The 23,458-nt window shown below is 44.0% G+C and carries 25 protein-coding genes and 1 riboswitch; of the genes, 24 read left to right on the forward strand and 1 reads right to left on the reverse strand.

Translation table 11 applies throughout. The annotated features are described in order from the left end of the window. The first annotated feature begins 120 nt into the window (after positions 1-120). From pgeF to pyrR, 15 genes are all read left to right on the forward strand, one after another. Positions 121-933, forward strand: a complete 813-nt coding sequence (pgeF, locus tag AC1ECB_RS08990; protein WP_485668383.1) for a peptidoglycan editing factor PgeF — start codon at positions 121-123, stop codon at positions 931-933. 67 nt (positions 934-1,000) lie between these two features. Beyond that, positions 1,001-1,669, forward strand: coding sequence for a YggS family pyridoxal phosphate-dependent enzyme (locus tag AC1ECB_RS08995; RefSeq protein ID WP_485668384.1), 669 nt, complete (start codon positions 1,001-1,003; stop codon positions 1,667-1,669). 20 nt (positions 1,670-1,689) lie between these two features. Further along, positions 1,690-2,139 (forward strand): cell division protein SepF, encoded by a 450-nt coding sequence (locus AC1ECB_RS09000; RefSeq protein ID WP_485668385.1) that lies wholly within the window; start codon positions 1,690-1,692, stop codon positions 2,137-2,139. Positions 2,140-2,169: 30 nt separating this feature from the next. Continuing rightward, positions 2,170-2,982, forward strand: a complete 813-nt coding sequence (proC, locus tag AC1ECB_RS09005; RefSeq protein ID WP_485668386.1) for a pyrroline-5-carboxylate reductase — start codon at positions 2,170-2,172, stop codon at positions 2,980-2,982. Continuing rightward, positions 2,982-3,776: a YlmH family RNA-binding protein gene (locus AC1ECB_RS09010; RefSeq protein WP_485668387.1), complete on the forward strand. Its 795-nt coding sequence runs from the start codon at positions 2,982-2,984 to the stop codon at positions 3,774-3,776. The genes proC and AC1ECB_RS09010 overlap by 1 nt, the downstream gene beginning before the upstream one ends. A gap of 21 nt (positions 3,777-3,797) precedes the next feature. Beyond that, a complete protein-coding gene (locus AC1ECB_RS09015) occupies positions 3,798-4,250 on the forward strand; it encodes a DivIVA domain-containing protein (RefSeq protein WP_485668388.1) in 453 nt (150 codons plus the stop codon). A 2-nt stretch (positions 4,251-4,252) separates the two neighbouring features. Further along, positions 4,253-4,558 (forward strand): DUF167 domain-containing protein, encoded by a 306-nt coding sequence (locus AC1ECB_RS09020; protein WP_485668389.1) that lies wholly within the window; start codon positions 4,253-4,255, stop codon positions 4,556-4,558. A 300-nt stretch (positions 4,559-4,858) separates the two neighbouring features. Beyond that, on the forward strand, positions 4,859-7,651 hold the full coding sequence (ileS, locus tag AC1ECB_RS09025) for an isoleucine--tRNA ligase (RefSeq protein ID WP_485668390.1): 2,793 nt from the start codon (positions 4,859-4,861) through the stop codon (positions 7,649-7,651). 79 nt (positions 7,652-7,730) lie between these two features. Further along, positions 7,731-8,057 (forward strand): DUF5665 domain-containing protein, encoded by a 327-nt coding sequence (locus AC1ECB_RS09030; protein ID WP_485668391.1) that lies wholly within the window; start codon positions 7,731-7,733, stop codon positions 8,055-8,057. A 22-nt stretch (positions 8,058-8,079) separates the two neighbouring features. Beyond that, the gene (locus AC1ECB_RS09035) at positions 8,080-8,607 is read left to right on the forward strand and encodes a nitroreductase family protein (protein WP_485668392.1); all 528 of its coding nucleotides are present in this window, start codon (positions 8,080-8,082) and stop codon (positions 8,605-8,607) included. A gap of 15 nt (positions 8,608-8,622) precedes the next feature. After that, positions 8,623-9,300: a TraR/DksA C4-type zinc finger protein gene (locus tag AC1ECB_RS09040; protein ID WP_485668393.1), complete on the forward strand. Its 678-nt coding sequence runs from the start codon at positions 8,623-8,625 to the stop codon at positions 9,298-9,300. 155 nt (positions 9,301-9,455) lie between these two features. Continuing rightward, positions 9,456-10,160: a TVP38/TMEM64 family protein gene (locus tag AC1ECB_RS09045; protein WP_485668394.1), complete on the forward strand. Its 705-nt coding sequence runs from the start codon at positions 9,456-9,458 to the stop codon at positions 10,158-10,160. A gap of 110 nt (positions 10,161-10,270) precedes the next feature. Further along, the gene (lspA, locus tag AC1ECB_RS09050) at positions 10,271-10,741 is read left to right on the forward strand and encodes a signal peptidase II (RefSeq protein ID WP_485668395.1); all 471 of its coding nucleotides are present in this window, start codon (positions 10,271-10,273) and stop codon (positions 10,739-10,741) included. A gap of 9 nt (positions 10,742-10,750) precedes the next feature. Beyond that, on the forward strand, positions 10,751-11,707 hold the full coding sequence (locus AC1ECB_RS09055) for an RluA family pseudouridine synthase (RefSeq protein ID WP_485668396.1): 957 nt from the start codon (positions 10,751-10,753) through the stop codon (positions 11,705-11,707). Positions 11,708-11,711: 4 nt separating this feature from the next. Then, positions 11,712-12,275, forward strand: coding sequence for a bifunctional pyr operon transcriptional regulator/uracil phosphoribosyltransferase PyrR (pyrR, locus tag AC1ECB_RS09060; RefSeq protein WP_485668397.1), 564 nt, complete (start codon positions 11,712-11,714; stop codon positions 12,273-12,275). Here the strand turns inward: pyrR and AC1ECB_RS09065 are convergent. Continuing rightward, positions 12,262-14,016, reverse strand: coding sequence for an Rqc2 family fibronectin-binding protein (locus AC1ECB_RS09065; RefSeq protein ID WP_485668398.1), 1,755 nt, complete (start codon positions 14,014-14,016; stop codon positions 12,262-12,264). The genes pyrR and AC1ECB_RS09065 overlap by 14 nt on opposite strands. Positions 14,017-14,159: 143 nt before the next feature. On the opposite strand from AC1ECB_RS09065, the gene AC1ECB_RS09070 reads away from it, so the two are divergent. The 9 genes from AC1ECB_RS09070 (at position 14,160) to metK (ending at position 23,385) form a co-directional block, all read left to right on the forward strand. Further along, positions 14,160-16,916 (forward strand): calcium-translocating P-type ATPase, SERCA-type, encoded by a 2,757-nt coding sequence (locus AC1ECB_RS09070; RefSeq protein WP_485668399.1) that lies wholly within the window; start codon positions 14,160-14,162, stop codon positions 16,914-16,916. Between the two features lie 35 nt (positions 16,917-16,951). Continuing rightward, positions 16,952-17,785 (forward strand): diaminopimelate epimerase, encoded by an 834-nt coding sequence (gene dapF / locus AC1ECB_RS09075; RefSeq protein WP_485668400.1) that lies wholly within the window; start codon positions 16,952-16,954, stop codon positions 17,783-17,785. A gap of 119 nt (positions 17,786-17,904) precedes the next feature. Beyond that, on the forward strand, positions 17,905-18,507 hold the full coding sequence (locus tag AC1ECB_RS09080; protein WP_485668401.1) for a hypothetical protein: 603 nt from the start codon (positions 17,905-17,907) through the stop codon (positions 18,505-18,507). Between the two features lie 149 nt (positions 18,508-18,656). Next, entirely contained in the window at positions 18,657-19,541 is an 885-nt protein-coding gene (locus tag AC1ECB_RS09085) for a YicC/YloC family endoribonuclease (protein WP_485668402.1), read from the forward strand. A 50-nt stretch (positions 19,542-19,591) separates the two neighbouring features. After that, positions 19,592-19,858 carry an extracellular matrix/biofilm regulator RemA gene (remA, locus tag AC1ECB_RS09090; RefSeq protein WP_021170574.1) on the forward strand — a complete coding sequence of 89 codons (267 nt, stop codon included), beginning with the start codon at positions 19,592-19,594 and terminating at the stop codon, positions 19,856-19,858. Positions 19,859-19,883: 25 nt separating this feature from the next. Next, positions 19,884-20,534: a guanylate kinase gene (gene gmk, locus AC1ECB_RS09095; RefSeq protein ID WP_485668403.1), complete on the forward strand. Its 651-nt coding sequence runs from the start codon at positions 19,884-19,886 to the stop codon at positions 20,532-20,534. Between the two features lie 11 nt (positions 20,535-20,545). Beyond that, a complete protein-coding gene (gene rpoZ, locus AC1ECB_RS09100; protein ID WP_485668404.1) occupies positions 20,546-20,752 on the forward strand; it encodes a DNA-directed RNA polymerase subunit omega in 207 nt (68 codons plus the stop codon). A 9-nt stretch (positions 20,753-20,761) separates the two neighbouring features. Beyond that, the gene (coaBC, locus tag AC1ECB_RS09105) at positions 20,762-21,964 is read left to right on the forward strand and encodes a bifunctional phosphopantothenoylcysteine decarboxylase/phosphopantothenate--cysteine ligase CoaBC (protein ID WP_485669303.1); all 1,203 of its coding nucleotides are present in this window, start codon (positions 20,762-20,764) and stop codon (positions 21,962-21,964) included. A 53-nt stretch (positions 21,965-22,017) separates the two neighbouring features. Further along, a riboswitch (SAM riboswitch) is annotated at positions 22,018-22,126 on the forward strand. Between the two features lie 68 nt (positions 22,127-22,194). Continuing rightward, positions 22,195-23,385 carry a methionine adenosyltransferase gene (gene metK, locus AC1ECB_RS09110; protein WP_485668405.1) on the forward strand — a complete coding sequence of 397 codons (1,191 nt, stop codon included), beginning with the start codon at positions 22,195-22,197 and terminating at the stop codon, positions 23,383-23,385. Positions 23,386-23,458 lie beyond the last annotated feature (73 nt).

Here is a 23,458-nt window from a genome sequence, read left to right on the forward strand (position 1 = left end):
CAATGCTCCACCAGCCTGAAAAAATTTTTAGCACGTTGTATCAGCAGTAATCATATTTTGCGCTTGTAACTATATTTGTGTAAAATAGAAGTAGCATTACTATTTACGGAGGGTTACCATATGGGTGAATTTATGTTGAAACAAAGTGTAAATAAAGTTTGGTACGGAATATTCACCAGTTTTGCTGCGTTAGGTATCAGGCATGGTATATCTACACGGCTGGGTGGTCACAGCACAGCGCCGTTTCTTAGCCTGAACTTAGGACTACATACTGGTGACGACGCTGAGACAGTATGGAATAACAGGCAGCTTTTTTGTCAAGCAGTAGGTCTGCCACCGGACAAAGTGGTTACTGCCGAACAGATACATGGCAATGTGGTTAGGCAAGTTACTATGGCAGATGCGGGTCGCGGTGCTAAGCATTATGATGAAGCTATTAAAGGCACTGATGCCCTTATCACTAACGTGCCAGGGCTGCCACTTATGCTGTTCTTCGCTGACTGTGTACCTGTACTCATTGTTGATCCGGTAGCTAAAGCTATTGGCATTAGCCATGCCGGTTGGAAAGGCACTGTTGGCAAAATAGCACAAAAAACAGTACTTGCAATGCAGCATCAGTTTAATACCAACCCGGTCGACTGCCTGGTAGGCATTGGACCATCAATCGGTCCTTGCTGTTATGAAGTTGACGAAGCTGTACTAAGTAAACTTCGAGCTGAGTTCCCCTGTTGGGAGCAGTTGGTGATAACCAAGGAAAAGCGACGGCAGCTTAATTTGTGGGAAGCCAACCGCCAGCAGCTTAGAGAAATTGGTATAGGGGATACTAATATTACAGTCAGTTCAATATGTACAGCTGACAATACACCAATTTTCTTTTCACATCGTGCCGAAAGCGGGCACACTGGACGTATAGGCGCAATTATTTCTTTATAGAAGTTTGCAAATAAAGAGGAAAATTATGTTTGTGAGCGAATCAATTAATAGGATGGAGGGTTTTAACATGTCTATCGCGCAAAACATTGCTGAAATAACAGCCAAATTAGCCGCCAATAAGGTAAAATTGGTAGCTGTGACCAAAAACCATAGCGTTTCCTCTATGCTGGAGGCATTGGCTGCCGGAATAACAGCTGTGGGAGAAAATCGGGTTCAGGAAATGCTGTCTAAGTATCCTGAGATAAAGGCGGCTGGTCTAACGCCTGAGTGGCATCTTATTGGTCACCTGCAGACAAATAAAGTTCGTCAGGCAGTACCGCTGGCAGACCTTATTCATTCTGTAGACAGTGAACAGCTGGCTGTTGAGATTGATAAGGTAGCTGCTAAGCTAGGTAAATGCCAGGATGTACTCCTACAGGTTAATGTCGCCGATGAAGAAAGCAAGTTTGGCGCTGAAATTGGTCAGGCCTTACCATTAGCTAAATGTATTAGCCAGCTCGAACATGTCAGGTTATGCGGTCTTATGACGATTGCGCCCTATAGTGAAAACTCGGAAACAGTGCGTCCGGTATTTAAAGAACTTTATCAGTTATACGCCGAATTAAATAGCTTGCATCTTGCAAATACTGACATTAAATGGTTATCCATGGGAATGACCAATGATTATATGGTAGCTATCGAAGAGGGAGCAAACTTGGTTCGTATTGGTACTGGAATATTTGGATCGCGTCAATAGTAAGGAGGAGAAAGAAAGTTATGAAGTTTATGGAAAAAGTTTGGGGCAGTCTTGGTCTGTTTGAATCAGCAGAACAAGAGGAAGATCGTTCGAAACTAGAAGAGGCCGAAACAAAAGTTAAACCAAAAAACAACAATGTGGTCTCACTACCCATGGCCCAAAATAACAATAATACCCAGCAATCGAAACAAATCAAGGTTATGGTTGTTGAACCCTTTTCGTTTGATGACGCTCAACATATTGCCGATTATCTTAAAAGCCGTAAACCAGTAGTTGTTAACCTCGAAAGTTCTGACCCCGAAATTGCCAAACGCATGATTGATTTTATTAGTGGTACAACCTATGCATTAAATGGTCAAATTCAAAAAGTCGGCAATAATATTTTCCTGTGCGCCCCCAATAATGTTGACGTTGCCTATAGTCCGCGGGAAGATGTCAGTGATAAGACGTTCTTGCCCTGGGGCCAGTGATAAATAGATCGAATGCCAAATGGAGGGATTATGTTAATAAATAAACAGATTGGTTTTATTGGCGGCGGTGCGATGGCCGAATCAATTATTCGCGGTATTTTACATGCAGAATTGGTAATGCCGTCCCAAATAATGGTGAATGATATTTCCCGTGAACGTCTGGCTTACCTAAACAGTACGTTTGCAATTGCAACAAATCCTGATAGTCAGGAAATTATCAAACAATCTGATATCGTATTTCTAACAGTAAAGCCACAAGTTATTGCTAACGTTATTGACACAATTGCACCGCTAGTACCGAAAACTACGATAGTGGTATCAGTGGCAGCCGGCGTAACAATTGCTACATTGCAAAGCAAACTGGCTGAAGTTCCAATCGTTCGGGTTATGCCTAATACCCCGGTGGCCGTTGGTGAAGGCATATCCGCTATGGCGCTAGGGAAGTATGCAACAAAAGCAGTTAGTGACCCGGTGGCCGAAGTATTTTCGTCTGTTGGCAAGGTTGTTACTGTTAGCGAAGATTCGATGGATGCTGTTACCGGCCTGTCAGGCAGCGGTCCGGCGTATGCCTTTGTTTTAATTGATGCTCTCGCTGATGCTGGTGTCAGAGTTGGTTTAACCCGGCAGACATCAATATTGTTGGCAGCCCAAACGTTAATGGGTGCTGCTAAAATGGTACTCGAAACAAACGAACATCCTGCCAAACTGAGAGATATGGTAACATCGCCGGGTGGTACTACTATTGCCGGTGTCCATGTATTAGAACAAAAGGGAGTACGGGCTGCACTTATTGATGCTGTGGTTGCCGCTACAGAACGGTCCCGGGAGATGGGAAAAAGGTAATGAGTGAACGGGACAAAATTTTACGCTATTACCGCGCTTCAGGTGATGCAGAGTTAGCAGCAAAGCTTTTGGATTTGGCAGAGATTGCGCTCAAAAGTCGCAAATACAAAGTCAGCGAATTTCTTGATCCGTATGGTTTAAGTATTGCTGAAACTATCGTTGCCCATTATGATAGGCTGACATTGGAAACAAATGGCGGTTATCCTGGTGCAGAACGGGTTAAAGTGGCCTTTGTTGACACTGAGTTTCTTGAGTATGCTGATTCATTTGATTTTGGGTTAAAAGCCATTTTGATAAAATGGGATAGTCGTTATTATCGCCTGTCACATCGGGACGTGCTCGGAGCACTTATGGGTATTGGCATAAAACGTGAAATCCTTGGTGACATTATTGTGGCTGGGGATCAATGCTATGTCTTAGCCGACGCAACTATGGCTGCGTATATTGAACAGAACGTAACTGAAGTTGGACAAGCTGCGGTCTTTGTTTCACAAGGTTCACTTGATGATATTCCGGCAAAAGAAGAAAAAATCAAGGAAATTCGGGCAACAGTGGCTTCTATGCGAGCAGATGCTGTAGCCGCCGCTGGTTTTGGAACCTCACGCACCCGAATGGCTGAAGATATCGTAGCCGCCAAACTAAAAATCAACTGGCAGGAAGCCAAAAGCCCATCACAAGTAATAAAGGTGGGGGATATTATTTCTATGCGTGGCCGGGGACGGGTAGAAGTTATTGAAGTGCCTGGGCAAACGAAAAAAGGCAGATACAGCGTTTTACTTAGACGATTTATGTAATTTGAATAGGGGTGGGGAGTTATGCTAACGCCATTAGACATCCATAATAAAGAGTTTAAGCGTAGTTTCCGTGGCTATAAAGAAGATGAAGTCGATGAGTTTCTTGACGGAGTAATTAAAGATTATGAGACCCTATATCGTGATAATATTGAGGGGAAAGAAACAATTGAACGCCTTAACAGCAAACTCGAGCACTACCAGCATATGGAAAACACTCTCCATAGCACACTGGTCATTGCACAGGAAACAGCTGAAGAAGTCAAACTTAATGCCAAAAAAGAAACAGAGCTGATAATTAAGGAAGCTGAAATTCGTGCGCAAAAACTGGTTGAGGAAGCCTTGACAAAAGTTCGTAAAATGACTGGCGAATATGAAGAATTACAAAAACAATCGAAGGTATTCCGTACTCGTCTGCGTACTCTTTTACAAGCGCAAATGGAAATGCTTAACAATGATGATGAGGATGAAAACTAGTCTTGCCTGACAATTTACTTGACATCAGAGAGCTGCCAGACGGCATTGCCTTTAAAGTTCGTGTTCAGCCGCGTGCAAGTAAAAATATGGTTGCCGGCATTATGGGCGATTGTCTTAAAATTAAACTGACTTCACCGCCGGTAGATGGTGCAGCTAATGCTGCCTGTATTGCCTTTATTGCCAGTATTCTGGATGTAGCAAAAAGCTCTGTAGTTATTACTACCGGCCAAAATAGCCGGTTAAAAGTGATTAAGGTTACCGGTATTGATAAAAAGAAATTTTTCACTATGCTCTGCCTGGATATTTGACTTTATGCGCCAATCATGTATAATATATTGCGTACATGATAATATTTTATCAGTAATGACGGAGACACGCTTTGATGGCGGTTTACAGCGAATCAGGACATGGTGTGAGCCTGGTAATCAAGATCATGGCCTAAAATCGCTCTTGAACTGCGGACTGAAAGGCTCAAGTAGGCTCCGCCGTCTAACGCCCGTTACCGCGTTGTAAAGCGGCTATATCAGCCAGTAGGGTGGTACCACGGGAACTTATCTCTCGTCCCTTTTTGGGGATGAGAGTTTTTATTTTATATGGAGGTGCTAATTTTGGATTACAGCAAAACACTTAACTTGCCCCAAACCGATTTTCCAATGCGCGCGAATCTTCCCGAACGGGAACCGAAAATGTTGGAATACTGGAATGAGCAACAGATCTATGAGAAAAAACTGGCTCAAAGCAAGGGTAAAACCAAATTTATCTTGCATGACGGCCCGCCATATGCCAATGGTAATATTCATATCGGTACTGCTTTAAACAAAATTCTTAAAGATATTATTATCAAATACAAATCGCTGCAGGGATTCGATGCTCCTTACGTTCCCGGCTGGGACACCCATGGCCTGCCGATTGAACATGCTGCCATTAAAATTCTGGGGTTAAACCGCCATGAGCTTAACCCGCTTGATTTGCGGCGTGAATGTAAGCAATATGCTCTCAAATGCTTAAACCTTCAGCGGGAAGACTTTAAACGCCTGGGCGTTGCCGGCGACTGGGAAAATCCATATATAACACTATACCCCGAATATGAGGCCAAACAAATTGAAGTGTTTGGTGAAATGGCCAAAAAGGGCCATATTTATAAAGGCCTGAAGTCGGTCTATTGGTGTACTTCGTGTGAAACCGCATTAGCTGAAGCCGAAATTGAGTATGCCGAGAAAAAATCGCATTCTATCTATGTTAAATTTCCTCTTATTGATGATAAAGGTAACCTGCCTGTAGGTGTTGACCACGAGAAAGTGTATGCCGTTATTTGGACAACAACTCCCTGGACTATGCCGGCAAATGTTGCCATTTGTGTGCACCCTGAAATTGAATATGCCTGGGTAGAAATTAATGATGAAATTTATCTCTTTGCAAGTGAATTGGTGGAAACAGTTGTTAAGGCTAATAATCTGGGAGAATACACAATCCTGGGAACAATGAAAGGTGCTGCTATTGAAGGTATGACATTCAGTCATCCGTTCTTTGAGCGTGAGTCACCTATTATCCTCGGTGAACATGTCACCCTGGAAGCTGGCACCGGCTGTGTACATACGGCTCCCGGCCATGGCCAGGAAGACTTTGAGGTAGGTATGAAATACGGCCTGCCGATCATTAGTCCTGTTGACCCTACAGGCAAATTTACTGCAGAAGCTGGTAAATTTGAAGGCCTGACGGTGTCTGATGCTAACGTGCCTGTTATAAAAGAATTGGCTGGGCGTGGGCTGCTACTCGGCAAAGGCTCGGTTAAACATCAATATGCTCACTGCTGGCGCTGCAAGAACCCGATTATCTATCGGGCAACTGAGCAATGGTTTGCCTCAGTTGATGGATTTAGAGAGGCTACTCTCAAAACCATAGCCAACGAAATTCAGTGGATTCCCACCTGGGGCGAAGATCGTATCCGCAATATGGTGGCTGATCGTCAAGACTGGTGTATTTCGCGGCAACGGGTGTGGGGTGTTCCTATTCCGATTTTCTACTGCACCAAATGTAATGAGCATATAATTAATGATGAGACAATTACTGCTGTCAAAGAACTTTTCCGCCAAGAAGGCTCTGACGCCTGGTGGGCCAAAAAGCCGGAGGAAATTCTGCCACAAGGCTTTACCTGCCCGCATTGTGGCCACGATGAATTCCGGAAAGAAACCGATATTATGGATGTGTGGTTTGACAGCGGTTCCAGCCATGCGGCTGTACTTGGACAGCGTAAAGAACTTCAGTGGCCGGCTGATTTATATCTGGAAGGCAGCGACCAGCATCGCGGCTGGTTTCAATCCTCACTATTAACTTCAATAGCCACACGGGGGGTAGCGCCATACAAAGCGGTATTGACCCATGGTTTCGTTGTTGATGGTGATGGCCGGAAAATGTCCAAGTCGATTGGCAATGTCATATACCCGCAGGAGGTTATCCAGAAATATGGTGCCGATGTGCTGCGCCTTTGGGTAGCATCAGCCGACTATAAAGCTGATATCCGCATTTCCAATGATATCCTTAAGCAGCTGTCAGAAGTATATCGCAAAATCCGCAATACCTTCCGCTACATTCTAGGCAGTTTGCATGACTTCAACCCAGACACCGACAAAGTGTCCTACAACCAACTGCTTGAGATTGATCGCTGGGCGCTGATGCGTTTAGAACAAGTCCGGGCTAAAGTCACTCAGGCCTATGAAGATTACGAATTCCATTTGTTATATCATACAGTGCATAACTTCTGTGCCGTGGATCTAAGCGCTTTTTATCTTGATATCCTCAAAGATCGCGTTTATACTGGGTTGCCAGCTTCGATTGAACGCCGCGCTGCCCAAACGACGATGTATGAAATTCTCAACACCCTGGTTGCTGTGGTTGCGCCGGTATTAACCTTTACTGCCGAGGAAGTATGGCAGTATATGCCCCAAGAGACAAACCGCGCTGAAAGCGTTCAGTTAACAAGTTGGCCGGCAGCCCGTCCTGAATACTTGGATACTGCGCTGGAAGCTAAATGGGGAAAAATACTTGAATTACGCGGTGAAATTACGAAAGCACTTGAAACAGCCCGCCGCAATAAGGTTATTGGTCATTCGCTGGATGCAGCGGTTAGCCTTTATGCTGCCGGGGAGGAACTGACTGCACTTTCGGCCATTAAGGACGATTTAGCCACACTCCTCATTGTGTCTGAAGTAACTTTATCTGATAATATGGAACAGGTTCCGGGTGAAGCCTACCGGGCCGCCGACATGCAACTTGCAGTTGCTGTGGCTCCGGCCCAGGGCGTGAAATGCGAACGTTGTTGGATTTATAGCCCGACAGTGAACCAGGACAAAGAGCATCCAGCTCTTTGTCAACGGTGCGCTGCTGTAGTAAAAAACATGTAAGCATGTATGATAAACCGGAACTAAATTCCGGTTTATTTTTATTCGCCGGGTAATAATAATACAAGTGGGGGACTATTGTATGGATAATAAACATCCGGTAAATACTACAAAGGCTGCGAAAGAGCAGCCCGAATTTGTGGCCAAACAGCTAGAACGGCTTGCAAACCGGTTAGAGGCCATGAGAATTGCTGATTATATGGAAACGCTGGAACGTCCGGCCAAACTAATTTTGACTAATTTTGTGGCCGGTATTGCCCGCGGCTTAGGCATTGCCATTGGAGCCAGCTTGGTGTTCGCCTTATTACTCGCTTTTCTCAAGCAGCTGATTATGCTCAATATACCGGGTATCGGTGGTTTTATCGCTGATATTCTCCGGTTTGTTGAAACCAAAAACGGAACATTCTAATTCCAATTCAGGAGGATGACGCATGACAAAAGACATTTTTGATTGCATCCGTGAAAGTCACAGTGTTCGCCTATTCAAGTCTGAACAAATTCCGGAACCAACATTAACTAGAATTTTAGACGCCGGTAATATGGCACCTAGTGCCGGTAACCTGCAGCCCTGGTATTTTTATGTAGTACAAGACTCATCAGTAAAAGCAAAATTGGCTGAAGCGTCCTTTGATCAAGAACAAATAAGCGATGCGCCCACTGTTGTTGTTATTTTAGCTGATCCCGCCCGTTCCAACGAAAGATACGGCGAACGTGGTGCCCAGTTATATTGTCTCCAGGATTCAGCTGCTGCAGCCCAAAATATTCTCCTGGCAGCAGAAGGAGTAGGTATTGCAGCCTGCTGGGTCGGCGCTTTTGATGAAAGAAAAGTCCAGGAGGCCGTAGAGGCTCCGCCTCGCCTTAGGGCTGTAGCCATGATTTGTTTAGGCTACAGTGGTGAACAACCAAAAGAATATAAAGAGCGACTACGATTGAATGAAGTCGTCAAATTTATTCATTGACAAGGGGGCTTTACCTTGCGCCCTGAACAAGTTGCAAAATTTAAACTACAGCTGGAAGCCAAAAAACAGGATTTAGTTCATACCATCTTGCAGTTAGAAGATAATGGCCTGCGTGCTGCATTATCGAATACAACCGGTGAACTGTCGGCTTATGATAATCACCCGGCTGACTTAGGTAGTGAGACCTTTGAGCGTGGCAAGGATTTAGGACTGAGAGACAACGAGCGCGTACTCTTACGAAGTGTAGAACACGCGCTGGATAAAATTCACCAAGGAACCTATGGACGCTGTGACACATGCGGCGCCGAGATAGCAACTGAACGGCTTGAAGCGCTTCCTTGGGCCACTCAGTGCAAAGAGTGCCAAGAGGAATCAGAACAGATTGATGTTACACCCCGTCCACTGGAAGAAGATTCACTTGCGCCGCCGTTTCATCGAAGTTTTCTAGACTCAGACAGTGTTGATTCTGTCGGTTATGACGGGGAGGACGCCTGGCAGGACGTAGCCCGCTATGGCAGCTCAGACACACCGCAGGATATCCCCGGAACCTATGACTATAAAGCTTTATTTCTCAATAGTAATGAACACCAGGGTATTGTTGACTTGGCTGATGCTATTCCTAATGAACCTGGAAGCACTAGTAACCACGCTAGAAAACGACTACAGAGAAAAGAAAAAGAAACCGGGCGATAGCCTGGTTTCTTTACTTGGTATGCAGGAATTCAATTGCCTGTGTTTAATTATAAACTGTGCAAGTGGATACACTATTTTGGTTGCTATCATAGTCATCATATAAGAGCGAGACGATAATATTTATGGGAAAAGTTAATGTACTAGGAGGGCGCCTAATGACCAGTCCCAAAAACACCTATATAGTGCTAAGTAGAATTGGCGTTTTTGGACTGATTGTAGCCGCTTATTTTTGTTTACCTGGAGTACAGCAGTTTGCCAGTGAAGGCATTACCTATCTGCAATATCGAAATTTTCAAGGTCTGCGCCAGTTTATCCTGTCTTATGGGATATGGGCACCGGTAACAAGCATTGCCCTTATGGCACTACAGTCCCTGGTACCACTAGTTCCGGGAATTATCATAACGATTACCAATGCCTGGATATTTGGCTGGCAATACGGTGCCTTGTATTCCTGGTCTGGAGCGCTCTTGGGAGCCGTCCTTGATTTTTGGATTGCCCGCTGGTATGGCCGCCCGGTAATAGAGCGATTTGTCAGCAGTAAATATTTAAACTTTACTGATCGTTTTTTTAAACGCCATGGTATCATAGCCGTATTTATCACCAGACTAGTGCCAATTGTACCTTTTAAAGTTATTAGCTATGGGGCTGGTCTGACCAGACTTACCTGTTGGGAGTTTACTACCGCGACTGCTATCGGTCAAACACCAGCCATTGTGCTTTATTCGCTCCTTGGACAACACCTTTCCCATAATATTAAGGCAGCAGCCGCTATTACCTCCATATTAATAGCGGCTGGCCTGATAGCCTATTACTATCGTAACACTATTGAACGTTATTTCACTTTCCAAAAAGAGAAGTAAATTACGGCTTGGCGCAAGTCGTGTTTTCTTTACTATCTTATATTTGGAAATTTGCAGGTATCATGTTATCATAGTCTATACAGTTGGTGTAAGGATAGGAGAGAAGATTGGTGCCGATATCACTATTAGCAGTCATTGCTACAACAGTAGTACTTATTGACCAGTGGTCAAAACAGTATATTCAAGGCCACATGCTGCCAGGAATGTCTATACCTGTGGTGGACGGGATATTTCATATTACCTATGTATTAAATCCTGGCGCTGCTTTTGGTATTTTAGAAAATCAAAGAATGCTTTTTATTGCAATTGCACTCTTAATGCTGGGACTTACCGCTTATTTCTTAAAACATATACCGGAACCCTTCCGGCTTATGCGGCTGGGGTTAAGCCTGCTCGCGGGCGGAGCTATTGGCAATGTTATTGATCGAGTGCAAACCGGGCATGTGGTGGATTTTTTTGATTTTCGCATTTGGCCGGTTTTTAATGTGGCCGATATTGCCATTGTAACCGGTGTTGGTTGTGTTATTTATACCCTTGTGTTTAGCGCTTTTCCAACAGAAAACCAAGAAAACCCAAGATAGGATGATATCATGGAACAAAATGAAAAAGCTAGTAGCAGCACATCTAATTTCAAAGTTACAGCTGAAGAAGAGGGCACTCGCCTGGATGTTTTATTAGCAGGTCGGTTTGGGGAACTGTCCCGTTCCCATTTGCAAAAACTTATTGCCGATGAGCTGATTATTGTAAATGGTAAGAAAGTTAAAGCTAACTATAAAACCCAGGCTGACGACGCTATAAGTGTAACCATTCCTGAAGCTAAACCGGTCGAGATTCTGGCTGAAAACATTCCGCTTGATGTCCTTTATGAGGACAAAGATATTATTGTGGTCAATAAACCACGCGGTATGGTTGTTCATCCGGCAGCCGGCAATTATCAAGGCACGCTGGTCAATGCGCTCTTGGATCACTGTCAGGATTTATCCGGTATCAATGGCGAAATCCGTCCCGGCATCGTGCATCGTTTGGATAAAGACACTTCTGGTGTCATGGTAGCGGCTAAGAATGATCATGCTCATCTTAATCTTGCTGAACAAATTAAAACCCGCACGGCTAGCCGCAAATATCTGGCCATTGTTCATGGGAATATTGCGGAAGAACAGGGGATTATCAATGCTCCTCTCGGTCGGCACGCTGCTGACCGAAAAAAAATGGCCGTCACATTTAGTAACAGCAAAGAAGCGATAACCCGTTTTCGCGTTATTGAAAGGTTTACTAACTTTACTTTGGTTGAGTGCAAATTACAGACAGGACGGACTCACCAAATTAGAGTACATATGCAGTATATTGGCCACCCTGTTGTAGGTGACCCTAAATACGGTCCTGAAAAAAAACAATTTGCGATAAAAGGGCAGGCACTGCATTCCGCTGAACTGTCACTAAAGCATCCGGTTACAGGGGAGGACATGCTGTTTGCCACGCCACTTCCATCAGACATGACTGATATACTTAACCGCTTACAGGCGAGTAGAAGAAGAAAGGAGATATAAGAATATGGCAAAGCAGGTTACGATGTTAGATAAAGCCATCATTATGGATTCTCAAGCGATTAAACGCGCCCTGACCCGGGTGTCCCATGAGATTGTCGAACGCAACAAAGGTGTTAGCGATGTAACACTAGTTGGTATCAGAACACGCGGCGTTCCCTTAGCCCGGCGAGTTGCTGAAGAGATCAAGCGAATCGAAGGGGTTGACCTGCCTGTTGGGGTACTGGACATCACCTTATACCGGGATGATTTATCAACCTTGGCTTATCAGCCCATTGTTCATGAGACGCTAATCCCGTTTTCCATTAATAACAAGAAGGTCGTACTAATTGACGATGTTTTATTTACCGGACGAACAGTAAGAGCAGCACTTGATGCTATCATCGACATTGGCCGGCCAGCTGCTATTCAATTAGCGGTACTAATCGACCGCGGTCACCGTGAACTGCCGATTAGGGCTGACTATGTCGGCAAGAATGTGCCCACCTCAAGCAAAGAAATAGTCAGCGTGCAGCTGACTTCAACAGATTGCAGTGAACAGGTTGTCATTAAAGAAATTATTGAGGATTAAGTAATTTACCGATAAGCGCTTCTTCAGGAGTTACATAAATAGTGTTTTGATGGTCATAGATAACGAAGCCTGGTTTTGCACCTGAAGGTTTGCGCACATAGCGACGTTTTGTATAATCGACAGGAACACTGGCCGACTGACGGCTTTTGCTGTAATAGGCGGCTAATTGTGCGGCCTCATTGATCGCCTGTGGTGATATTTCCCGGTTTTCACCACGAATAATAACATGTGAACCGGGAATATCTTTAGTGTGCAGCCAAATGTCATCCGGGCGAGCCTGTTTGAAAGTTACCAAGTCGTTTTGACGATTATTTTTGCCAATAATAACAGTAAAACCATCGGTAGTTATCACCGAAAGCGGTGCTAATGGAGCAGCTGACAAACGTCGTTTGTCGGCTGCTTTTATGTATCCGGCGGTGACTAATTCCTGGCGAATTTCATTTATCTCAGCACTGGCACCGGCATGGGAAAGGGCGACGGCAATGCTCTCCAGGTAGGTAAGGTCTGTCCGGCATTCCTGCAGCTGACCGGTCAAATGCTCTTCAGAACGTTTGGCTTTATTGTACTTGGTGTAATATTGCTGTGCATTTTCGATGGCAGATAGCGCCGGATTAAGGTTAATAATAATTTCCTGCGCTTCGTTTATCTCACTATATATGTCTAATAAAGCCTGTTTGTCGGCGCCTGGAATAATGCTATACAGATTGGCCATAAGAATATCGCCGCACTTTCTGAGCTCATCGGCGTTTTCGGCCTGAGACAATTCTTCTGCCAGCACAGCTTGTTTACGGGTTAGCTTTGCTATTTCTGCAGCTAGTAGCTTAGTTAATAATTCTTTTGCCGGCAAGGGCGGCCGGCCTTTAAACTTATCGAAAAAATCGACAGCAGCACTCATTGTAGAAAAATTGTGCAGGTTATATTGTCTAAGATGTTCGGGAACAAAGGCGGCAATGGCTAGAGGCTTGTCCTGCCCCTCAACTACAACAGTCGGTGCTATTAAACCGTCCCTGAGTTGGCTGGCAATACTGGCGACTGCTTCACTTAGTGCGCCTATGTCGGCAGTATCAAGATCGTTCATGCGAATATCAGGGGAAAACCCACCGCGCCAGGCAAGTTCTTTTGCCGTAAGCGGGCCAAGACCAATCCCGGTAGCAATAATAGCTTTACTCAGCGAAGTGGCAGGCGCAGCTAATACTTGCGTGACAAACCGGGTAGAATCAATATCCAGGATATTCAGACGATCCTGACCAGGCGGGTAAATATACTCTTTACCAGGCAAAACCTGACGATGACGACTTACATGAGCACTGACTCTTTTTATTGAATCAATAATAATATTATCCTGCAGTAAAATAATATTGCTATATTTTCCCATTATTTCAATGACTAAGCGTTTAGTAAAAATCCGGCCGCGTTCACCGCGAACATCAATATTGACGTTGACAATACGGTCAAGGCTATGCTGCTCAATACTGGCAATGCGCCCATCTTCCAGGTGTTTCCGGAGCAGCATGCAAAAATTAGGGGCTACAGCCGGATTTTCGGGTATAGTCGTTGTAATAAGCAATTTAGGACGCTCAGGGTTTGCCGAGAGAAAAAAACGCAGGTTTTCTCCTGGCTGGCGTACCCATAGCAAGAGGGAGTAAGAGTCTGGTTGAAATACTTTATCAATGCGTCCGCCAGTAAGCGCTGTATTAAGCTCACCTACCAGCGGTGCAAGCGATAATCCATCAATATTCATAACATAACCTCCGCAAAAACGTAAGACAATTTGCCAATAGTATAACACCCTGCTATTTAGCGGTCAAACCCGGTCTAATTCTGCTGCCAATAGAATACTATGGTTAATATAGCAAAAACAACACATGGTAGCGAGGTGGCTGCATGGATAGGAAAAAATGGTATACACGTACGTCTGAGGAGGCAGTTCAATTCTGGCAAACTAGCTTTACTGATGGCTTATCTACTGCAGAAGCCAAAAACAGGCTGGAAAAATTCGGTTGTAATGAACTGGCTGAAAAAGAAAAACCAGCTTGGTGGAAACGGTTTTTAGCACAATTTCAAGACTTTATGGTATTAGTACTGTTAGGAGCGACACTGATATCGGCTTTTCTGGGTGAATATGCTGATGCCATTACCATTTTAGTCATTGTTCTTATGAATGCTGTATTAGGTTTTATTCAGGAGTATCGAGCTGAGCAGTCACTGGCTGCACTAAAAAAACTGGCTTCACTTACTGCCAGAGTAGTGAGAAACAGCATGGTCCAACAAGTTCCAGCCAGTGAACTTGTGCCTGGTGATATTTTAGTACTTGAAGCAGGTGACAAGCTTTCGGCTGACGGCCGGCTCATTGATGTACATAATATGGAGGTAGAAGAAGCAGCGTTAACCGGAGAATCTACGTCTGTTCGCAAAGTCGCTGACCGCAAGTTTAGTGAGGATGCTCCTTTAGGCGACAGGAAAAATATGGTCTTTTCCGGCACTAACGTAGTCCGGGGCCGTGGCAGGGCTGTTGTTTGTGCGACTGGCATGGCTACCGAAGTCGGTCATATAGCAGATATGATTCAGGCTACAACAGAAGAAACCACGCCGCTGGAACGACGCCTTGAACATTTGGGAAAATGGTTAGTTTGGGCTTGTCTGGCTATTTGTTTAATTGTCGTTATTACCGGGGTAGTTAGAGGAGAGTCTGTATTTCTGATGTGTATGGCCGGTATTAGCCTGGCAGTTGCTGCTATTCCGGAAGGGCTGCCCGCTATTGTTACAGTCGCTTTGGCACTTGGTGTGCAACGAATGATTAAACAACACGCCATTATTAGAAAATTACCAGCAGTTGAAACATTAGGCTGTACAACAGTAATATGTTCAGATAAAACTGGTACACTAACACAAAATGCCATGACGGTACGCCAAATATTCGCTGATGGCAACCATTATGAAGTTACCGGTTCGGGGTATGATATTAAAGGCAACATCTTGCTCAATCAGCAGCCCCTTGATTTAAATAAAAATAAAGCTTTGCAACAATGCCTTACAATCGGCGTTCTTTGTAATAACAGTATCTTAAAACAGAATACGATTGCTATTACCGGTGCATGGCGTAATAAAACTGAAACTGGCTGGTCGATAGAAGGTGACCCAACAGAAGGGGCTATTATTGTAGCAGCAGGCAAAGCAGGCATTTGGCAAAGCGAAATTGAGAAAGTCCAGAAACGGGTAACTGAAATTCCTTTTGAATCCGAACGTCGCCGGATGTCGGTTGTGTACCATGATAGCAATAACAACAATATACTCTATGTTAAAGGCGCTCCTGACGTGATCCTGGAATTATGCCGGTATTATCATACAGATGCAGGTCCCACTACGATAACCAAGAATCACATTGCCCAGATAAATAGCATTAATGAACAAATGACTTCAGGCGCCCTCAGAGTGTTGGCAGTCGCTTACCGTCGCCTAACCCCTGCACAAGCCCAAAATCCTGATGAAACCATCGAAAATGATTTGGTATTTGCCGGCATTATCGGCATGATTGATCCCCCGAGGGAAGAGGTTAAAATATCGATTGCCCTGTGTCGTGAAGCTGGTATTAAAACAGTAATGATTACTGGCGATCATAAGAATACAGCGATTGCTATTGCCCAGGAGCTAAATATTTATAAAGAAAACAAGCATAAGACACTGACTGGTAAAGAACTTGACGCATTGACCGAGCCTGAGCTTGATGCAATTGTCAATCGTGTTACCGTTTATGCCCGTGTTTCGCCAGCTCATAAATTAAGAATCGTTCGGGCGCTTAAACGGCAAGGGCATATTGTAGCTATGACCGGTGACGGCATTAACGATGCTCCAGCCATAAAAGAAGCTGATATCGGCGTTGCCATGGGAATTACCGGCACCGATGTAACTAAAGAAGCCTCGGCTATGGTTTTAGCTGATGATAACTTTGCAACAATCGTGGCAGCGGTGAAAGAAGGCCGCGGTATCTATGAAAATATCCGAAAATTCATTCGTTACTTGCTAGCTTGCAATATTGGCGAAGTCCTTACTATGTTTTTGGCTGCACTTTTCGGGCTGCCGATGCCACTTTTACCGGTACAAATACTGTGGGTTAATCTTGTCACTGACGGGCTGCCTGCCATGGCACTGGGAGTTGACCCCAGCAGCCCCAACGTTATGCAGCGGCCACCCCGCCATCCCGGAGAAAGCGTTTTTTCCCGGGGATTAAGTCAGAAAATCATTGGTCGCGGCATCCAAATTGGTTTGAGCACACTTTTTGTCTTTAGTGTGATATACTATATGCAGGACGATTTAGCGCTAGCCCGTACAGCGGCATTTGCAACATTAGTATATTGTCAGATGTTTCATGTATTCGATTGCCGGTCGGAAATGGCTACTATCTTTGAACTTAAGTTCATGACCAACAGATACTTGCTGGCCGCCGTTGCTTTTTCGAGTATCATGCAACTTTCTGTAATGTACATACCTTTTTTTAGCGCCATCTTTTCGACGGTACCTTTATCTGTGGGTCATTGGCTGTTTATCTTGATCGTATCAGGCTGGACACTACTAATAAGTGCCTGCAAACAGATATTCAAACGTCGTCCCGTCCGCCGGGCCACTATACCACAAAGCCGATAGCGATACTATTAGATAATATCCTAGGAGGAAATAGCATGCAGTTTACTAAATGGCATGGATTAGGTAATGATTTTGTAATTGTCAATGGCATGGAAGAACAGATTGCTGATTACCAGCAACAAGCGATTGCTGTCTGTGACCGGAACTTTGGGATTGGGGCCGACGGACTTGTCATGCTGCTGCCATCAGACATTGCTGATTTTAAAATGCGAATCTTTAATTCAGACGGCAGTGAAGCTGATATGTGTGGTAATGCTACCCGCTGCGTTGCCAGGTATCTCTACGAAAACAAATTAACTGCCAAAACCGTTATTACCCTAGACACCCTGGCGGGAATTATTACGCCTGAACTTATCTTTAAAAATGGCACACTGGCAACGGTTAAGGTTGATATGGGACTCCCCAGACTTAAACGGGGCGAAATTCCTATTATTGGTAATCCTGAAGAACAAGTAATTAGTATGCCTCTTGCGATAGATGGAGAAACTTATCACATCACCTGTGTCTCTATGGGTAATCCCCATTGCCTGATCTTTGTCAACGATATCACTAAAGTTGATCTGGCACTTATTGGGCCCAAAATCGAAACACATACCCTATTCCCCAAAAAAACCAATGTTGAGTTTCTGCAGATTATTGACAGAAAAACAATAAGAATGCGTGTTTGGGAACGTGGTGCCGGCATAACCAAGGCCTGTGGCACAGGAGCCAGCGCCGCCCTGGTAGCTGCGGTTTTAAACGGCTGTACTAATCGCCAGGCCACAGTCAAATTAGATGGCGGTGATCTTTACCTTGAGTGGGCCGCAAACAACCATATCTATAAATCAGGTCCGGCCGTAGAGGTATTTCGCGGTAACTATTTGTTATAAAATTAATTGGCTCATGCAGATCCGATTAATTGTTGATTTAAAATTCAGAAATAAAAGGATTTTTTTTGCCGGAAGTATAATAGATATACAGAAAGTATTTTGTCCGCGGAGGTGTTAGGGTGAAGCTTGTTACCGTTATTCTCGGCTTAATCATTTTGCTTTCTGTTCCACTGTCTGCTGGGGCTATCACTTTAATTAATAACGATGTTATCTTAGAAGCGCAAGAATATGGCGTCAAACGCAGCAAAATGCCGCTCTCAGATTTTCTTCAGCCCTGGCTTGCTTATGAGGAACAAGCTGCGATCATCAACGAAACAACGGAAAGAGCTTATTTGTACACACCATTTTTGCTCTTAGCTTACGACGCTCGTGATAAAGCTATTAGCAAGCAATCGATTGAGCTTGCTAATAGTGAACAGATTTTGGCCGACTATGCCGGATGTCTTGTTTTCAGTATAATCGTAAATGGCAATACTGAAAAATTTAGTGATAATGTTCAAGTTATTATTAAGCAGGAAAAAAAGACAATCAAACCCTACCATGCTGTAATCAACCCCCCGGTAAAAAACCCCTGGGCCGCAAATGAGCCGCATTATACTGCTCATTACTATTTTTACTTTTATGAGCAAGATGTAGTTTTGAGCAAACCAATTACCCTGACGGTAACTACCAAAGACAAACAAGAACGTCGCTTTTATTTTGAGTTACCTAACTTTAAATAATTTTAAAAATAAATGGAGATGATCTCCATTTATATTTTTATTTGGCGAAAAAGGGATTTATAACGAGCAAAGCGAAGTAAATGTAAAAAACTACGGTTAAAATCGTGTTATCCGTCAATAATAACATACGCAAAGGAAGGTGCAAATTTGTGCTCAAAAGTATGACCGGTTTTGGCCGGGGAGAATATATTGATTCTACTCACCGTATTGTGGTTGAAATTAAAGCAGTAAATCATCGTTACAATGAAATTGTCATTCGCATGCCTAAAACTCTGGGCAGTCTGGAGGATAGGATTCGTCGCACGATTGCCAATACTATTTTACGCGGACGGATAGATGCTTTTATTACCGTCGACGAATATGGGGAAAAGAAAAAGGCCGTAAGGGTTGACAAAGAATTGGCAATGGCTTACCATAATGCAATGAGAGAATTAGCTGGTTTGTTAAAAGTACCAGTAACTGACAATATATACCATTTATCAAAATATCCCGAAGTTCTCAAAGTGGAGGAAGTAACTGAAAATGTAGAGTGCTTATGGCCCAAACTGCTTACCGCCATTGAAGGGGCAATCGGTAATCTTATGAAAATGCGGGAAGCGGAAGGGTCCAACATTGAGCAAGACCTGGAAGCGCGGGTTGATAAGCTCCAGACCTATATTGCAACAGTAGAGGAAAGGGCACCGCAAATTCTTGTCGAATACCGGGAAAAATTGTTAGTCCGCATGCGTGAACTACTAGCTGCCGCAGGGGCCGAGCCTGATGAAAGCAGACTGCTCCAGGAAACAGCCATATTTGCTGACAGGACTAATTTTACGGAAGAGATTGTCCGGCTCAAAAGTCATTTAGCACAGTTTAACACAACGATTAAATCCTCTGAAGCGGTAGGACGTAAACTGGATTTTATTGTTCAGGAAATAAACCGGGAAACAAACACTATTGCTTCCAAGGCAAATGATTCTACTATTGCCAATGTTGTGGTTGAAATTAAAAGTGAAATAGAGAAGGTCAGAGAGCAAATCCAAAACATAGAGTAATATAGAAGCATTACATCTAAATAGCCTATAAATTTATAGGAGGAGTTCTAATGGATATAAAATTGATTAATATTGGCTTTGGTAATATTGTTTCGGCTAACCGGATTATCTCTATTGTCAGTCCTGAATCAGCCCCCATAAAACGTATTATTCAGGAAGCGCGTGACAGGGGTATGCTTATCGATGCTACATACGGCCGCCGGACTCGCGCTGTAATTATTACCGACAGTGATCATGTCATTTTATCGGCAGTGCAGCCTGAAACAGTAGCTCACCGCCTGACTAGCAAAGATACTGCTGATGACCCTGCTGAATAATCTTGGAAAGGAGATAGCCTATGCCATGCCGCAAAAAGGAATATTAATTGTTGTTTCCGGTCCTTCGGGTACTGGTAAAGGCACCGTTTGTCGAGAGTTATTGCATAGCAACCCCTATTTGAAATACTCTATATCGGCTACTACACGGTCGCCCCGGGCAGGAGAAGTGGAAGGAATAAATTATCTATTTGTTGCCAAAGACCAATTTAAAACGATGATTGAAAATGACGATCTCCTGGAATGGGCCGAAGTCTACGGTAATTTTTATGGGACACCACGTCACTATGTGGTTGAGCAGTTAAACAAAGGATATGATGTCATATTAGAAATAGATACACAAGGAGCCATGAAAGTTAAAGAAAAATTTCCGGAAGGTGTATATATATATATTATTCCACCTTCGCTGGATGAATTGGCTGACAGAATTCACAAGCGCGGCACTGACAGTCCTGATGTCATCAAAAAACGCCTGGAGTGCGCCAGTAGTGAGCTTTCCCTGGCACATAACTATCACTATATTGTAATGAATGATCAGGTGGCGACAGCCGTACAGAAAATCCAAACCATTATTGCGGCTGAAAAATTAAGGGCACAGCGTAACACAGCTTTAATTGATCATCTCTATTGTACTGGTTGTGTTGGTAATGAGGTACCAATACTGTTAAATAATAAATAAGGGGAAACGCTATGATTAATCCGTCATTAGATTCTTTAGTAAAAAAGGTTGACAGTAAATACACACTGGTAGTGCTAGCCGCCAAACGGGCGCGGGAAATTATGGATGGGCAGCAACCGCTTATTGAATGCAAATCCAACAAACCAGTGACAATTGCGTTAGAAGAAGTTGCTCAGGGAAAGATGACCTATGAGCGCACTAAAACTGGTATTAAATAGGAGTCAATGATGTCTTCAGGTCAAAACATTGTTATGGGAGTTAGCGGCGGAATCGCAGCCTACAAGGCAGTTGAGGTTGTCAGCCGTTTGAAAAAAGCGGGTTGTAACGTCAACGTTATCATGACCAAAGCGGCCACAGAGTTTGTCACACCGTTAACTTTTCGTGAACTTAGCGGTAATCCGGTAGTAACTGATATGTGGGAAGAACCCAAAACCTGGAACGTACAGCATATTGCCTTAGCTAACTGGGCGGATGTGTTTCTTGTTGCACCTGCTACTGCCAATATTATCGGTAAAATCGCCAATGGCATTGCTGATGATATGCTTTCAACTACCATTATGGCTACCAAAGCCCCGGTAATACTGGCACCGGCTATGAATACCAATATGTATCTTAACCCGGTTACTCAGCAAAACTTAGCCAAATTGGCAGGGCTAGGTTATCATATTATAGAACCTGCTACCGGCTTGTTAGCGTGTGGTGTTGAAGGGCCGGGTCGGTTGCCGGAACCGGTATTCATCGTGGATAAAGTAGCAGCGCTGCTACATAACTGTCAGGATTTACGGGGGCGACGCATACTAATTACAGCGGCCGGTACCCGTGAGGCTATTGACCCTGTCAGATATATTGGTAACCGTTCGAGCGGCAAGATGGGGTATGCTCTTGCCGGGGCAGCAGCCAGACGGGGGGCTGAAGTCATACTTATTTCCGGTCCGGCAAATCTGTCTGCTCCACCGGGAGTAAGTATTACCAGAGTAGAAACAGCTGCCCAAATGCAGGCTGCTGTACTTGCTGAATTTGATACTGTTGATATTGTAATCAAAGCTGCAGCTGTCGCGGATTATCGTCCAGAACTGGTAGCTGAACAAAAGATAAAGAAGACAGGGAACACTTTGACCATTAATCTCGTTAAGAATCCGGATATTCTGTTTGAGCTGGGGCAAAGAAAAAAAAAGCAAATACTAGTGGGTTTTGCCGCCGAAACGAAAGACCTTATGATTCATGCCCGGGAAAAATTGACTAAAAAAAATCTTGATATGATCGTTGCTAATGATATCACTTTGCCTGGGGCCGGTTTTAATATTGATACAAATATTGTAAAAATCATCCATAAAGATGGCGGTGTCGAAGAACTTCCTCAACTGAGCAAACAGCAAGTAGCTGAGATCCTTTTAGATAAAATCAGTACACTACTGACAAAATTTACTTGATTTTTTTAGGCAATTGGTTTAAAATTTTTTTGAAGTGAAAATAGCATATACTATACTCATCAAGAGTGGTGGAGGGACTGGCCCAATGAAACCGCGGCAACCATTTAGCATGTTTATGTTAAAAACGGTGCCAATTCCGACGGTAAAACCGTGAGATGGGAGTGGAATATCACACCTCCCTTGCGGGAGTTCTTTTTTTAGTAACCAGTAGGATTAGGAGGAATACTATTTTGACCAAAAAACGTGTGCTGTTTACATCTGAGTCGGTAACGGAAGGCCACCCTGATAAAATAGCTGACCAAATTTCCGACAGTGTGCTTGACGCTATTATAGCCCAGGACCCTGAGGCCCGGGTAGCTTGCGAAACATTAGTTACCACAGGGATCGTACATGTAGTAGGTGAAATTAGCACGAAGTGCTATGTTGACATTCCCAAAATTGTACGTGAGACCATTAAAAGCATTGGTTATACCCGTGCCAAGTATGGTTTTGATGGTGAAACCTGCGGTGTATTAACTTCCATTGATGAACAGTCGGTTGATATTGCTTTAGGTGTAGACAGGGCACTAGAGGCAAAGCAAGGTGAGATTGATGCCATTGGTGCTATTGGCGCCGGTGACCAGGGCATGATGTTTGGTTACGCAACAAATGAAACTCCGGAATTTATGCCGCTGCCTATTGCCTTAGCCCATAAATTGGCTCGACGTTTGTCAGAAGTTCGTAAAAATGGCGACCTGAATTATTTGCGTCCTGATGGTAAAACACAGGTCACTGTTGAATACGAAGATGGCAAACCAGTGCGTGTTGACACAATCGTAATCTCAACCCAGCATAGCCCTGACGTTGACCGTGAGACCATTGAACAAGACCTTATCGCTAAAGTAATCCTTCCCATAGTTCCAGAAGAATTATTGGATGCTAAAACTAAATACTATATTAACCCAACCGGCCGGTTTGTAGTGGGTGGACCGCAAGGAGATTCCGGTTTAACCGGACGTAAAATAATAGTTGATACCTATGGCGGTATGGCGCGTCATGGCGGCGGTGCTTTTTCGGGTAAAGATCCCACAAAAGTTGACAGGTCTGCTGCTTATGCTGCCCGCTATGTTGCTAAGAACGTAGTTGCAGCCGGACTAGCCGATAAATGTGAAATTCAATTGGCTTACGCCATCGGTATTGCTCGTCCGGTTTCTGTCATGGTAGAAACTTTTGGAACTAACAAAATTGCAGAAGATAAAATCGTTGAACTTATCAACAAACATTTTGACTTACGGCCTGCCGGGATAATTAAGTCGCTTGATCTTAGACGGCCTCTTTATCGCCAAACAGCCGCCTACGGTCACTTTGGCCGTACTGACGTGGATTTGCCCTGGGAACATACTGATAAAGCCGAACTTCTTCGCCAAGAAGCCAATATCTAAAGTGACCTTAGCACAAACCTGGGACAGCGGATAAACTTATTAATTGATAGCCAATGGTAATACTAACATTGCT

The organism is Sporomusa sp. 246TCP1 (assembly GCF_057319775.1).